At 63.8% G+C, this 12,972-nt stretch carries 13 protein-coding genes; 11 read left to right on the forward strand and 2 right to left on the reverse strand.

The genetic code is table 11. The features are described from left to right. The first annotated feature begins 1 nt into the window (after position 1). The 6 genes from K0P03_RS30805 to K0P03_RS30830 all read left to right on the forward strand — a co-directional run bounded on the left by K0P03_RS30805 (position 2) and on the right by K0P03_RS30830 (position 5,968). A complete protein-coding gene (locus K0P03_RS30805; protein WP_272791612.1) occupies positions 2-1,630 on the forward strand; it encodes a thiamine pyrophosphate-binding protein in 1,629 nt (542 codons plus the stop codon). After that, a complete protein-coding gene (locus tag K0P03_RS30810; RefSeq protein WP_443020631.1) occupies positions 1,551-2,756 on the forward strand; it encodes an OpgC family protein in 1,206 nt (401 codons plus the stop codon). Before K0P03_RS30805 ends, K0P03_RS30810 begins: the two co-directional genes overlap by 80 nt. 5 nt (positions 2,757-2,761) lie before the next feature. Then, positions 2,762-3,979, forward strand: a complete 1,218-nt coding sequence (locus tag K0P03_RS30815; RefSeq protein ID WP_272791614.1) for a CaiB/BaiF CoA transferase family protein — start codon at positions 2,762-2,764, stop codon at positions 3,977-3,979. A gap of 2 nt (positions 3,980-3,981) precedes the next feature. Beyond that, positions 3,982-4,794, forward strand: coding sequence for an alpha/beta hydrolase family esterase (locus K0P03_RS30820; RefSeq protein WP_272791615.1), 813 nt, complete (start codon positions 3,982-3,984; stop codon positions 4,792-4,794). A 120-nt stretch (positions 4,795-4,914) separates the two neighbouring features. Then, positions 4,915-5,439, forward strand: a complete 525-nt coding sequence (locus tag K0P03_RS30825; RefSeq protein WP_272791616.1) for a hypothetical protein — start codon at positions 4,915-4,917, stop codon at positions 5,437-5,439. 70 nt (positions 5,440-5,509) lie between these two features. Then, the gene (locus K0P03_RS30830; RefSeq protein ID WP_272791617.1) at positions 5,510-5,968 is read left to right on the forward strand and encodes a YHS domain-containing (seleno)protein; all 459 of its coding nucleotides are present in this window, start codon (positions 5,510-5,512) and stop codon (positions 5,966-5,968) included. Positions 5,969-6,017: 49 nt separating this feature from the next. Here the strand turns inward: K0P03_RS30830 and K0P03_RS30835 are convergent, their stop codons facing one another. Next, positions 6,018-6,920, reverse strand: a complete 903-nt coding sequence (locus tag K0P03_RS30835; protein WP_023513357.1) for a LysR family transcriptional regulator — start codon at positions 6,918-6,920, stop codon at positions 6,018-6,020. A 255-nt stretch (positions 6,921-7,175) separates the two neighbouring features. Here K0P03_RS30835 and K0P03_RS30840 point away from each other — a divergent pair, with 255 nt between their 5' ends. From K0P03_RS30840 to K0P03_RS30860, 5 genes are all read left to right on the forward strand, one after another. Further along, the gene (locus K0P03_RS30840) at positions 7,176-7,949 is read left to right on the forward strand and encodes a 5-oxoprolinase subunit PxpA (RefSeq protein ID WP_023513358.1); all 774 of its coding nucleotides are present in this window, start codon (positions 7,176-7,178) and stop codon (positions 7,947-7,949) included. Between the two features lie 79 nt (positions 7,950-8,028). Then, positions 8,029-8,271 carry an acetyl-CoA carboxylase gene (locus tag K0P03_RS30845; protein WP_023513359.1) on the forward strand — a complete coding sequence of 81 codons (243 nt, stop codon included), beginning with the start codon at positions 8,029-8,031 and terminating at the stop codon, positions 8,269-8,271. Next, positions 8,268-9,653, forward strand: a complete 1,386-nt coding sequence (locus K0P03_RS30850; protein WP_272791618.1) for an acetyl-CoA carboxylase biotin carboxylase subunit — start codon at positions 8,268-8,270, stop codon at positions 9,651-9,653. Before K0P03_RS30845 ends, K0P03_RS30850 begins: the two co-directional genes overlap by 4 nt. Further along, complete coding sequence (locus K0P03_RS30855) at positions 9,653-10,528, forward strand: 5-oxoprolinase subunit B family protein (RefSeq protein WP_272791619.1); 876 nt, start codon at positions 9,653-9,655, stop codon at positions 10,526-10,528. Before K0P03_RS30850 ends, K0P03_RS30855 begins: the two co-directional genes overlap by 1 nt. Further along, positions 10,518-11,489 (forward strand): biotin-dependent carboxyltransferase family protein, encoded by a 972-nt coding sequence (locus K0P03_RS30860; protein ID WP_272791620.1) that lies wholly within the window; start codon positions 10,518-10,520, stop codon positions 11,487-11,489. Before K0P03_RS30855 ends, K0P03_RS30860 begins: the two co-directional genes overlap by 11 nt. A gap of 296 nt (positions 11,490-11,785) precedes the next feature. Here K0P03_RS30860 and K0P03_RS30865 read toward each other — a convergent pair whose 3' ends face one another. Continuing rightward, the gene (locus tag K0P03_RS30865) at positions 11,786-12,796 is read right to left on the reverse strand and encodes a GntR family transcriptional regulator (RefSeq protein WP_272791621.1); all 1,011 of its coding nucleotides are present in this window, start codon (positions 12,794-12,796) and stop codon (positions 11,786-11,788) included. Positions 12,797-12,972: the final 176 nt, after the last annotated feature.

Here is a 12,972-nt window from a genome sequence, read left to right on the forward strand (position 1 = left end):
AATGCCCGACAAGAACTCGACGCTCCGGGTCGCGGACGTCGTTGCCGCGACACTTCATGCCCATGGCGTTCGCCATGCATTCGGCATGCCGGGCGGGGAGGTCGTCACGCTCCTGGATGGCCTTGGCCTGGCCGGTATTGCGTTTCATCTCGCCCGACACGAGACGGCGGCCGCGATCATGGCTGCCGGTGCGAGTGCCATGACGGACAATCCGGGGCTGCTGGTCACGACGGTGGGCCCGGGGCTTGCCAACGCGGTCAACGGCATCGCCGATGCCGCCCAGGAGCGTATTCCGTTGATTGTCCTCTCCGGGATTGTCGACCGGCCGACCAGGGCGCGCTACACGCATCAGGTCATCGACCATGGTGCGCTTCTGCGTCCCCTGGTCAAAGCCTCCTTCGAGATCGAGCCTGAAAGCGCCTCCTCGACGGTGGCGCGCGCCATCGCGATCGCCACGGCGGAACCGAAGGGGCCGGTGCATCTCGATCTGTCGCCGTCGGTTGCTGCCGCAGCTGCGCCGCGGACGGCAGTCGTCCTTCCCCCTGTCCTTCTGGCACCGGCCGTGGCGAGCAAGGATGTGTCCGTGGGCTTGCTGGCGGAGAAGATCCGGAAGGCGGAGCGGCCGCTGATCATCGCTGGGTTCGAGGCGGCGCGTGGGGGGGCGGGAGACGGGCTTCAACGACTTGCGGAAAGCATCGGTGCGCCCGTCATAACGACCTACAAGGCAAAGGGCGTGATCCCGGAAGACCATCCGCTTTGTCTCGGTGGTGCGGGCCTGTCTCCGCTGGCGGACCGCATTCTTCTCGATCTTGCCGGCAAGGCCGATCTTGTCCTCCTGATAGGCTATGATCCGATCGAGATGCGTCTCGGCTGGCTGGATTTCGTCAGCGATCAGTCGATCCTGGTCGATATCGGCATGGCGGCTCCAAGCCATGGCATGCATCATGCCGGCACGCGGATTGCTGCTGCACCCGCCGCGTTTCTTGAGGGGCTCAACCTGTGCCTTGAAAGCCGCGGCTCCTGGCCGGGCGGGGAGCCCGCCAGCGTCAGGGCCTATCTGCTGCGGCTTTTCTCCACGCGGAAATCCTGGGGACCGCATGCCATCGTCAACCAGTTGAATGCGGCTGCAGGCCCTGATTCCGTTGTCGCTGTCGATAGCGGTGCGCATCGCATCCTGCTGTCGCAGAAATGGGTGGCGAAGCGGCCGCTGACGCTGCTGCAATCGGCCGGTTTCTGCACGATGAATGCGGCGTTGCCGCTCGCAATCGGGGCAAGGACTGCCGATCCGGCACGCCGGGTCTTTGCGGTCATGGGCGATGGAGGCCTGGAAATGGGGATCGGTGAGCTTGCCACCGTGCGCGATCTTGGCCTGCCGCTGACGATCGTCGTCTTCCAGGATTGCAGTCTCGCTTTGATCGAACTGAAACAGGCCGGCGCCGGCCTGCGAACCGCCGGGGTCAAGCTCGGCGAAACCGACTTTGCCACCATCGCCCGCGGTTTCGGGGGGCATGGCGTTTCCGTGGAGAATCCCGATGAGCTACGTGACGAGCTTGAGGCTGCCGGCATACGGCAAAACTTCACCCTCATCGCCTGCAAGTTCGACGTCACCGACTACGACGGAGCGTTCTGAGACGAAGGGGGCGTTCTCCACCGGACGCGCCCTCAAGCGAGAGCGCGACCCGCGGCTCGATTTCTTTCGTGGCGTGGGCATGCTGATCATCCTTCTGGCACACATTCCCAACGACCGATGGGCGCTGTGGATACCTGCACGTTTCGGCTTTTCCGATGCCACCGAGATGTTCGTCTTTCTTTCGGGCATGGCCTCGGCGATCGCCTTCGGCACGACGTTCGACCGCAACGGTGCCTCGGCGTTGATTGCCCGCACCGCACAACGCATCTGGCAGATCTATTGGGCACATGTGATCGTCTTCATCGTGGTCGTGGCCCTGATGACGGCCGTGGGCACAGCGCCCAGCGGAAACTCCTATCTCGGCCAGCTCAATCTGATCCCGTTCATCAAGGATCCCGGTCAGCTTCTCGCCGGCCTTCTGACCCTGCGCTACGTGCCGAACTATTTCGATATCCTGCCGATGTATATCGTCATCCTGGCTCTGCTGCCGGTGATGCTTTTCGCCGAGCGGGTACATCGTGTCTTGCCATTCGTCGCCATGGTCGGCCTGTGGCTTCTGGCGCAATTCGGCTATGCCCGCTTTTCGGCTGAGCCCTGGTCCGATCGGCAGTGGTTTCTCAATCCGTTCGGATGGCAGCTTCTCTTCTTCACCGGCTTCTTCATCATGCGCGGCAGCATTCAACCGCCGAGGAGAAGCCGGCGCCTGCTGGCGCTCGCCGTTCTGTGCGTGGTCGCCACCGTGCCTTTCGCCTGGTACATCCTTCTGGATGCCGAACCCTTTCTGCGCCGGATTGCCGTCGACCTTGCGCCGCTGACGGACAAGACGCAGTTCGGCCTCCTGCGCTTTGTCCATTTTTCCGCTCTTGCCTACATCGCCGTCCATGTGGTCGGGGAAAGGGGGCGGCGCCTCAAGGGGCCGATCGTCCGTGCGGTCAGCGTCATCGGGCAGCAATCGCTTGCCGTCTTCGTGACGGGCATGGTGCTGGCACAGGGGATCGGCATCGTTCTTGATGCCGCGGGGCGTGGCCCGCTGGCGGAGGCCGCAGGCAACATCGCCGGTTTTACCATCCTGATCGCGACGGCCTACCTCGTTGGCTGGTTCAAGACCCTGCCGTGGAGAGCGTGAACATCATGTCCAGCAGCCAGACGGCCGGCAGCCTTGCGGGGCTTCGTGTTCTCGATCTCTCCCGCATCCTTGCCGGGCCGACCTGCACCCAGCTCCTCGCGGATCTCGGTGCGGATGTCATCAAGGTCGAGCGTCCCGGGGCAGGCGACGACACGCGAAGCTGGGGGCCTCCCTTCGTGCCCGGTGCCGATGGGGAAGACAGCGATCTCAGTGCCTATTTTCTTGCTGCCAACCGCAACAAGCGGTCCATCGCCATAGACCTTGCAACAACGGAGGGCGTAGCCCTCGTCAAGCGGCTTGCGGCCATTTCCGACGTGGTCATCGAGAACTACAAGCCGGGCGACCTCGACAGGCGTGGCCTCGGCTACGAGATTATCCGGGGGATAAAACCCGACATCGTCTGGTGTTCGATTTCGGGTTTCGGCCAGACTGGTCCCTATTCCGATCGCACCGGCTACGACTTCCTCATCCAGGCGATGGGCGGCATCATGAGCATCACCGGAGAGAGCGATACGGCTGGCGGGCGACCGGTGAAGGTCGGCCTCGGTATCGCCGACGTGATGTGCGGCATGTACGCGGCGGTCGGCATCCTTGCCGCGCTTCACCACCGCGACGCGACCGGCGAAGGCCAATGTATCGACTTGGCGCTCTATGACGCGCAGGTCGCCTGGCTGATCAACGCGGCCACCAACCATCTCGTGTCGGGCAAGGTGCCCGGTCGTATCGGCAACCGGCACCCGAACATCGCGCCCTACCAGACCTTTGGGACTGCCGATGGGGAGATTGCGATTGCGGTCGGCAACGACCAGCAATTTGCCCGCTTCTGCGTCGAGCTGGGCCTTCCCGACCTCGCCCTAGACGAAAGGTTCCGCCGCAACCGGGATCGTGTCGTCCATATGGACGCGCTTGACGGCATCCTTTCGGATGCGCTGAAGGCGGACGGGGCCGAGGCCTGGGAACGCAGGCTTGTCGCGGCGGGCATACCCGCGGGACGCGTTGCGACGATCGATCAGGTTCTGTCCGACCCGCACACGGTCGCGCGCGACATGGTGGTCGAGATGCCGGCTGGTGACGGTGGAATCCTGCGTCTGCTCGGAAACCCCTTGAAGATGTCGGCAACGCCGGTTCGGTTCGATCGCCCGCCACCGCATGTCGGGGAGCATGGAGACGAAATCATGGCCGAGCTTGCTCTGGCCGAGGCTGCTGCCGAAAGACAACCGTGATCATGTTGCACCGCTCCCTCCTTGTCCTTGCTCTCGTCATGGCGGCTTCTGTCAGTGTCGCAGACGCGCTTGGTGCCGAGCCGGTTGTGCGGATGGTTCCCTCCGGCAACTACAGGATCGCCATGCCCGAGGACGGGGATGTTCGTGGCGCCTATGTGTATTTCCATGGCTTCAAGGGGTCCGCAGAGCTGCAGATGCAGCAGGCCTCCCTTATGGCCACCACGCTCGCTCACCATCTGGCCTATGTCGCCGTCGATGGAACGAAGGGCGGCTGGTCCTTTCCCAATGGAGCGTGGACGGGCACGGGCCGGGATGAGCAAGCCTTCATTGCCGAGGTTCTCGATGACCTTTCGGCGCGCGACGGCTTCACGGCGAACAAGATCGTGATCGGCGGGTTCTCCATCGGTGCATCCATGGCGTGGTACACGGCCTGCCAGCAGGGGGAGAAGGCGGCGGCGATGGTGACGTTTTCAGGCGTCTTCTGGAACCCCTTGCCGCGGCCGGAAGATTGCGTGGCGGAGATCCCGCCGATGATCCATTTCCATGGCACCGCTGACCGGACCTTTCCGCTTTCCGGTCGAGCCATCGGCGCGACGCGTCATCAGGGCGACGCCTACAAGAGTGTGGCCATCCTGCGCCGACGGGCGCTGTGCGAGGATGAAGCAAGAACAAGGATCACCCTTGACGGCATCGATTGTGAGGTCGCGCCCGGCTGCCTCAGGGGCAGCAGCACCATGTGCATCCATGGCGGCGGACACCAGGCGCGCGCCGACATGCTGGATGCCGGCCTGACGGCTGTCGGGTTTCCGAAATAGCGCCGATCGTCTGCCGGAAATGCCCACCGGCCTGTAACAAATTCCTGTCCGGGACCGTAGCTGTTGCAGTGAGCCGGGGCGGCAGGCAGCCGTTCCGGCATCGAGACAAAGGAGCGTCTTGTGCTGCAATCGAAGTCGCAATTCCATTCGGGTCGCAGTGTCGTCCGGCTTTTTGGGGAAGGGACAAGTCCGTGGGGGCAGACGCTGAACCCGAGCCTTGCCCACTTCATTCAATTGCAAAGGTCGCTCTCGATCGCGTGCCCCGACGCTCCCCTTCAGGCAACGACCGGTCTTGGCACGCTGCCGCATGTGATGGCCCCCTCGACGATCCGCCTGCATGTCGATGCGGAGGTATCGCTGGCCGTGCGGCGTGCGCCGGGCCGATCCATAGGCGCGATCTTGCGCTGTAGCGTCGGCGATGGATGCGACCTGACGATCTGGGGAGGCCTGGAGCTCGAGATGCCGGGAAAGCGGCGGGAACCCGCCTTGGCGAGCGCCATGACACCCGCGTTGTTTTCGCTGGCATTCTGGTGTGTTTCCCGTTCGCCCGACGACGATCTCTCGCTGTTCGTCGCCCCAACGGACAAGGAAGCCCGCATTCGCGAACTCGAAGCGCTCGCCGCCCTGTCGAGGTGCGCACAATAGGCACCACAAAGCGCCTTATCCTCCAGCTGCCGGAACCGGCAACAATCGGAAATCAACGAAAGGACCACCCATGTTGAAGGCCAGCGTTCTCATTCCTACCGTCGTCTGCCTTGCATCCGTGCTGTCGCCCGCATTGGCGAAGGCAGGAGAGGTGTTTTCGAAGGAAGGCGTTGCGATCAATGGATATGATGCGGTCGCCTACTTCACCGAAGGCGGCCCCGTGAAGGGGGCGAGCGCATTCTCCGCTCCCTACAAGGGGGCGATTTTCCATTTCTCCACCGCGGCGAACCGGGAGGCGTTCCTGCGCGATCCCGTGCGTTATGTCCCGCAATATGGCGGCTACTGCGCCTATGGCACCGCGAAAGGTTACAAGGCGCCCACCGAACCGCAGGCCTTCAGTATCGTCGATGGAAAGCTCTACCTGAACTACAACGACGATATCAAAGCGCTCTGGAGCAAGGATACCAAAGGCTACATCCAAAAGGCGGATGAAAACTGGGGCGAGGTGAAGGTGCAGGCGGAGCCTTAGGCAGCCGCTTGGCGGTCACTCAATTCCGGTGTCGAGGTTTGCCGCAATACTACCGTTCCGGCAGGTGAAACACCTGCTGGAAATAGGAGCGGAAGGCGAGCATGGGTGGGGTGAGCTCCATGTTGCGGCGCCAGGCGAGGCCGACATCCATGGCGGGCACGGGGTCGGCGATGTTGACGGTTTCGATGCGGCGGCCTTCCAGCGACCAGGGGCGGTGCACCATGTCGGAGAGGATGGCGACGCCCTGGCCGTTGGCGACGAGAGAGCGCACGGCTTCCACGGACGACGTGCGCAGGATGACGCGCGGCTGGTAGGGGGTGGCGCTCCAGTATTTCAGGGCGGAATGGGCGGCCTCGTCCACCGTCAGCATGATGTAGGGTTCCTCGGCAATCTCCTTGAAGCCGACGGTTTCCATCTGCAGCAGCGGGTGCTGGGCGGGGAGCCAGAGGCGGCGGGTGGAGCTCAAAACCTTTTCCGTCACCAGGGCCGGGTTGAGAATGTTCGAGGTGAGCAGCACCGACATATCGTAGCGATTGCTCAGCAGCCCCTCCTCGATGGATTCGCGGTTCAACTCGAAAAGCTGGATCTCGAGCCTCGGGAAGAGGCGGCGCAGGCGCTCGATATGGAGGGGAAGGAAATAGCCGATGACGGTATAGGTCGCGGCGACCGTCAGCGTACCTTCGATCTCGCTGCTGACGACGTTGAGATGCATCGCCTCGTCGACCTTCTTCAGGATCTCATAGGCATGCGAGAGGAACTGGCGGCCGGCGGGCGTCAGGTCCATGCCGTGCGGGGCGCGCAGGAACAGGCTGGCGCCGAGCGTGCGTTCCAGCTCCTTGATCGCCGTCGTCACCGCCGATTGCGAAATGGAGAGGTCCACCGCGGCCTGCGAGATCTGGCCGAGCTCGGCGGTCGCGACAAAGTAGCGGATCTGGCGGAGGCTGATCGTCACGGCTGCAATTCCTCTTCTGGTTTATCGTGGCATGGTATCGAAAAATCAGAATGCACGCTGCAGAATTGGGCGTGATGTCGAAAAGTTTTGGGCATTCCTGCGTTATCTCACTGTTTTTTTTGGATTCTGCGTTGCAACAAAAGCAGGCTTATTGTTCTGATTTTCAGAATTCGTATCTGCAAAAATAGAATTTTTCAAAAGCCCTGAAACCGCCTAGCGTTTCTTTCGAGGAAAACAGCAGGCGAGGGTAGAGCAGTGCGCGAGGTCGTCGATATCAATTGCGACATGGGCGAGGCCTTTGGCCGCTGGCGCGTCGGCGATACAGACGACGCAGCGCTGATGCCGCTGATCAGCTCTGCCAATATTGCGGCGGGCTTCCATGCCGGCGATCCCAACCTGATGGACGAGACGGTGCGGCTTGCCGCCGAACACGGCGTCGGCATCGGGGCGCATCCCGGCTACAACGACCTGCAAGGTTTTGGCCGGCGCAAGATCGCCGGCACGGCGCGCGAACTCGTCAACGACATCGTCTACCAGGTCGGGGCCATCAGGGAATTCGCCCATCGCCACGGCGTGCGCCTGCAACATGTCAAGCCGCACGGTGCGCTCTACATGGAGATGGCGGTCAATCCGGAACTGTCGCAGATTTTCGTCCAGTATATGCGCACCGTTGAGCCGAACGCCTTCATCTTTTGCATGGGCGGCTCGGCGACGTTTCGTGCGGCGCAGGAGGCGGGTCAGCCGGTCGTGCGGGAGTTCTATGCCGACCGGGATTACGATGACAGCGGCTCCATCGTCTTCACCCGCGATGCCGGCCGGCCGGATCCCGCCACCATCGCGAAGAAGGTGCTGCGCGCCTGCCAGGAGGGCCGGGTGCGCACGGTGCAGGGCAACGACATCGCCATCGACTTCGAATCCATCTGCTTCCATTCCGATACGCTCGGCGCCTTCGAGATTGTTAGCCGCATGCGGGAGGCGCTGGTGGGGGCCGGCATTCGCATCGCGCCGGTCTCGGCGGCCGGGCGCTGACGCAGTTCCGGCAAACGTTCGAAAGCGGTTTGCGCCGGCAAGTGCGTGACAACAAAGAGTTCAAGTGGAGAGAGACAATATGAGCAAGATCGAGATCAGATCGCCCCTGCCGGGCACTTTCTACCGTTCGCCCTCGCCGGACGTGCCGCCGTTCAAGACGGATGGCGACAGCGTTTCGAGCGGTGATGCGATCGGGCTCATCGAGGTGATGAAGACGTTCCAGGAAGTGCCGGCGGGCGTCGAAGGCAGGAACATTACCTTCCTCGTCGACAACGAGGAGCCGGTCATGGCGGGGCAGGTGATTGCCGAGGTAGAGGCATGACGATCCGCTCGATCCTCGTCGCCAACCGCGGGGAGATCGCGGTTCGCATCATCAAGGCGGCCAAGGCGCTCGGCATTCGCACCGTGCAGGTGCACAGCGCCGCCGATGCGGACATGCTGGCGGTGAAACTGGCGGACCAGGCGGTCGATATCGGTTCGCCGGCGCCGAAGAAATCCTATCTCAACATCGAGGCGGTGGTGAACGCTGCCAAGGCGGCCAGCGTCGATGCGGTGCACCCGGGCTACGGTTTCCTCTCGGAAAATGCCGATTTCGCCGATGCGGTGGAGGCCGCGGGGCTGATCTTCATTGGCCCGAAAGGCGATGCCATCCGCCTGCTCGGCGACAAGGTGGCCGCGCGCGAAGTGGCGGCAAGAGCCGGCGTGCCGACGGTGCCCGGCAGCGCCGGGCGGCTTGCGACCCTTGAGGAAGCGCGGGCCGTGGCTGAGAAAACCGGCTTTCCCATCATGATCAAGGCGGCAGCGGGCGGGGGCGGTCGCGGCATCCGCATTGCCGCCGATCTCGCCGATCTTGAACGACATTTTCCGCAGGCGTCGGCTGAGGCGCTCGCCTCCTTCGGCGATGGCGGGCTCTATCTCGAAAAGGTCATCACCAAGGCCCGCCATGTCGAGGTGCAGATCCTCGGCGACGGCGAAAACTTCGTCCACTGCTTCGAGCGGGAGTGCTCGCTGCAACGCCGCCGCCAGAAGGTCTGGGAGGAGGCGCCGTCCTTCCTGCTTCCCGCCGAGGTGCGCAAGCGGCTGTGCGACAGTGCGGTGGCGCTGGCGCGGGAGGTCAGCTATCGCGGCGCGGGCACGGTGGAATATCTCTATGACGAGACGACGCGCGATTTCTACTTCATCGAGGTGAACACGCGCATCCAGGTCGAGCATCCCGTGACGGAGATGATCACCGGCGTCGACCTCGTGGAAGAGATGATCCGCATTGCCGGCGGCGCGCCGCTGTCGATCGGCCAGGGCGATATTGCGGCCGAGGGCCACGCCATCGAATGCCGCATCAACGCCGAGGACCCGGCGAAGGGTTTCCTGCCCGCGCCGGGCACGATCACCAGGCTCGTCGTTCCCGAGGGCGAGGGCATCCGCTTCGATACGATGCTCTACGAGGGCTATACGATCCCGCCCTTCTACGATTCGCTCGTCGGCAAGCTGATCGTCTGGGGCGAGACGCGCGAGGCCTGCCTTGCACGGCTGAAGGGTGCGCTGGAAGGTCTCGTCATCGAAGGCATTCCGACGACCATTCCGCTGCATCTGGCGCTCGCCACGGATGAAAGCGTCGCGCGCGGCGCCTTCGATACCCGCTTCCTCGAACATTGGCTTGAAACCGATTTCGCCGCAAAGGCCGGCGCAACTGCGGAGGTTGCCTGATGAGCATCCGATACACATTTGGCGGCGACGAGCACCTGTTCGTCGAATGCAGCGAGGAGATGTCGCTGGAAGCCTTCTTCAAGAGCCTGTCCATGGCGAAGGGGGTGCGCGAGAGCGCCATCAGGGGCGTGACGGAAATCTGCCCGGCAAACGCCTCCTTCCAGGTGAAATTCGACCCCGACCTCATCCACCCCGACGACATCCTGCGCGAGGTGAAGGCCATCGAGGGCGCGGCGGAAAAGGCCGAGCCTGTCCTGACCACCCGCATCGTCGAAATCCCCGTCTTCTACAACGATCCCTTCACGCATGAGACGCTGATGCGCTTTCGCGAGCGCCACCAGGACCCCTCGGGCACCGATCTCGACTATGCCGCGCGCATCAACGGCTACGGCTCGGTGGAGGATTTCGTCGCCGCGCATTCCGGCTCGCCCTGGTTCGTCTCCATGGTCGGCTTCGTCGCGGGCCTGCCCTTCATGTACCAGATGGTGGAGCGCCAGCGGCAGATCCAGGTGCCGAAATATCTGAGGCCGCGCACGGATACGCCGCGCCTCACGGTCGGCCATGGCGGCTGCTTCGGCTGCATCTATTCGGTGCGCGGGGCGGGCGGCTACCAGATGTTCGGTATCACGCCGATGCCGATCTTCGATCCGGCGCAGACGACCAGTCATCTCCGCGATTTCATGGTGTTCTTCCGCCCCGGCGACATCGTGAAGTTCAAGCCGATCGACCGCGACGCCTATGACCAGGCGGTGGAGGATGTCGACAAGGGCCGTTTCGCCCCGCCCATCCGCGAGGTGCGTTTCGACCTCAGGGACTTCCAGAAGGACATCGACGGCACCAACGCCAAGCTGGAGGGCATGCTCCATGGCCATTAAGGTACTCCATCACGGTCTTGCGACCACCGTCCAGGATCTCGGCCGGCCCGGCTATTTCCACCTCGGCATTCCCGTCGGCGGGGCGATGGATCGTTTCGCGATGCGCGCGGCGAACCTGCTGGTCGGCAACGAGGAGGGCGCGGCGGGGCTGGAGGCCGTGTTCATCGGTCCCAAGCTGGAATTTTCCGAAGATGCGCTGGTCGCCGTGACCGGCGCGGACATGCCGGCTAAGGTGGACGGCGTTCTCCAGCCCGGCTGGACGGCCTTCAGGGTGAAGGCGGGCCAGACGCTAACCTTCGATTTCCTGAAGTCCGGCGCGCGTATCTGCATTGCGGTCTCCGGCGGCATCGACGTGCCGGAAGCGCTCGGCAGCCGCTCGACCTATCCGATCGGGGCGCTCGGCGGTTTCAAGGGCCGGCCGCTTGCGGCGGGCGACGAACTGCCGGTCGGCGCGGGAAGTCTTGCAAGCGAGGGCAAAACCGTGCCCGAAACGCTACGCCGCAAGCCCGGCGTGCCGGCGGAGCTGCGCGTGCTGCCGGGCCTTTACTGGCACCGTGTCACCGAACAATCGCAGGAAAACTTCTTCGCCGACGAATGGAAGGTGGCGAACGAGGCGGACCGCATGGGCTATCGCTTCAAGGGCGGGCGCAAGCTCGATTTCGTGGAGCGCGACCAGCCGTTCGGGGCGGGTTCAGACCCGTCGAACATCGTCGATAGCTGCTATCCCTACGGCTCGATCCAGGTGCCAGGCGGCACGGAGCCGATCATCCTGCACCGCGACGCCGTCTCGGGCGGCGGCTATTTCATGGTCGGCACGGTCATTTCCGCCGACATGGACTTCATCGGCCAACTCCAGCCGCACACGCCGACGCGCTTCGTCAAGGTGACGATGGAGGAGGCGCTGGCGGCGCGGAAAGTCCGACAGGCGGGGCTTGTGCAGCTGCGCCAAGCGCTGGCGTAGGAGGCGGGGCTATGCGGTCGGCCGTCGCGCTCAGGACGAGACGTGGACTGCCTGACGGGGCGCGGCCTTTGACCGCGGTGCGGCGGATGCTTTGGGTGCACTCCCCTCTGATCTGCCGGCCATCCCCCTCGCGAGAGAGGAGATCGGATGGGGCACCGTTTCGTCCATTCCCGGCGTTGCAATTTGCGCGAGGTTCATGCCTCTTGCCAATTTACCCCCTTGAGGGGGGAATGGCCGACGGGCCAGGGGGCGATATGCCCCACAGCCCAGCGAGTGATGCACGATACCGTCAGCGCTCAATCGAGAACGGGCGTCAGATAGGCGGCTGTCACCCCCGGCCCCGGAATGATCGCGACGATCTTCATCTGGGCGATGGTGCGGTTCAGCGAAGCCTGCAGGTGAGTCTCCATCATGGAGACCGCCGATTCCGTCGCCCCGCGCAGCAGAAGTTCTGCGACGAGGCGCAGTTCCGTTATGATCGCGGGATCGCCGGGCAGGCCAAGACGGCGCAGCAGGCGGTCGGTGGCGGTGACGGGCATGAGATTGTTGCGCACCAGGTCCTTCAACCGCTCGTTCGGCGCGGCGAGTACGCAGCATTCGATGAACTCGGTCTGGATCGCCTCGACCTCGCGCAGCGCCCCGGCGGTGCTCGCCTCTTCGGCGGTGCGCAGGCGCCTCAAAAGGGTTTCCAGCCGTGCCTGGCTGACGGCGCGGGCACCGAGGCGGATCGCCGGCGGTTCCAGCATGGTGCGCAGCACGAAATGGTCTTTCACCGTCTGGGCGGTCAGCGGCCCGGCGATCCAGTGCGAGCTCTGGTTCTTGCGCACGAGTCCCCGCTCGCGCAGCCGCGTCAGCACGTCGCGCACCACGGTGCGGCTGACGTTGAAATGGTTGGCGAGCTCCATCTCTATGATCCGGTAGCGGCCGAACACCACACAGCCCGCCACATCCGCTTCCACCTGGTTGTAGATGCGCTCCCAGGAGGAGCGGCTTTGCAGGGCTTCGTCGGCATGGCGCGGCACGATGAGGCCGAGGGCCTTGATATCCGTGCGGTTCGGCTCGACATCCGCGCCCGGCGGGCCGACGAGAAAGCCGCGGCCGGAAAAGCGGTGCACCAATCCTTCCGCTTCCAGCGTCTGCAAGGCGCGCTGCACCGGCGCGCGCGAGGTTTGCAGGATGTCGGCGATCGGGCCTTCCAGGAGCACCAGGCCGGGTGGCAGCGTGCCCGTTTCGATATTGCTGCGCAGCACGTCCTCGGCGATCGCGTAGCGCCGCTGGGTGCCGGTGGCTGCCTGCTCGTCCGTCATGGAATCCCGTATCCGTCGGCCTCGTGGAGGGGTGCACTCTGACGCATTCTCCGGCGCAAGGAAAGGACAACATAAATGATTATTGAATACAAAGATTGAATATAGCTTTCGCTTATCGTTGACGATGGAAAGTCGCGGCGCATTCATGATGGCTGTGCCGTCTTTGTGGAGTGATC

The sequence above is a fragment of the Shinella sp. HY16 genome (assembly GCF_028534175.1).
In the GTDB taxonomy this organism is placed as follows: Bacteria; Pseudomonadota; Alphaproteobacteria; order Rhizobiales; family Rhizobiaceae; genus Shinella.

Bases quoted from the DNA above. Each gene is read 5' to 3' on its own strand.
- K0P03_RS30845 (WP_023513359.1), top strand. From the start codon at position 8,029: ATGAGCAAGATCGAGATCAGATCGCCCCTGCCGGGCACTTTCTACCGT.
- K0P03_RS30865 (WP_272791621.1), bottom strand. From the start codon at position 12,796: ATGACGGACGAGCAGGCAGCCACCGGCACCCAGCGGCGCTACGCGATC.
- K0P03_RS30805 (WP_272791612.1), top strand. From the start codon at position 2: ATGCCCGACAAGAACTCGACGCTCCGGGTCGCGGACGTCGTTGCCGCG.
- K0P03_RS30815 (WP_272791614.1), top strand. From the start codon at position 2,762: ATGTCCAGCAGCCAGACGGCCGGCAGCCTTGCGGGGCTTCGTGTTCTC.
- K0P03_RS30820 (WP_272791615.1), top strand. From the start codon at position 3,982: ATGTTGCACCGCTCCCTCCTTGTCCTTGCTCTCGTCATGGCGGCTTCT.
- K0P03_RS30830 (WP_272791617.1), top strand. From the start codon at position 5,510: ATGTTGAAGGCCAGCGTTCTCATTCCTACCGTCGTCTGCCTTGCATCC.
- K0P03_RS30860 (WP_272791620.1), top strand. From the start codon at position 10,518: ATGGCCATTAAGGTACTCCATCACGGTCTTGCGACCACCGTCCAGGAT.
- K0P03_RS30850 (WP_272791618.1), top strand. From the start codon at position 8,268: ATGACGATCCGCTCGATCCTCGTCGCCAACCGCGGGGAGATCGCGGTT.
- K0P03_RS30855 (WP_272791619.1), top strand. From the start codon at position 9,653: ATGAGCATCCGATACACATTTGGCGGCGACGAGCACCTGTTCGTCGAA.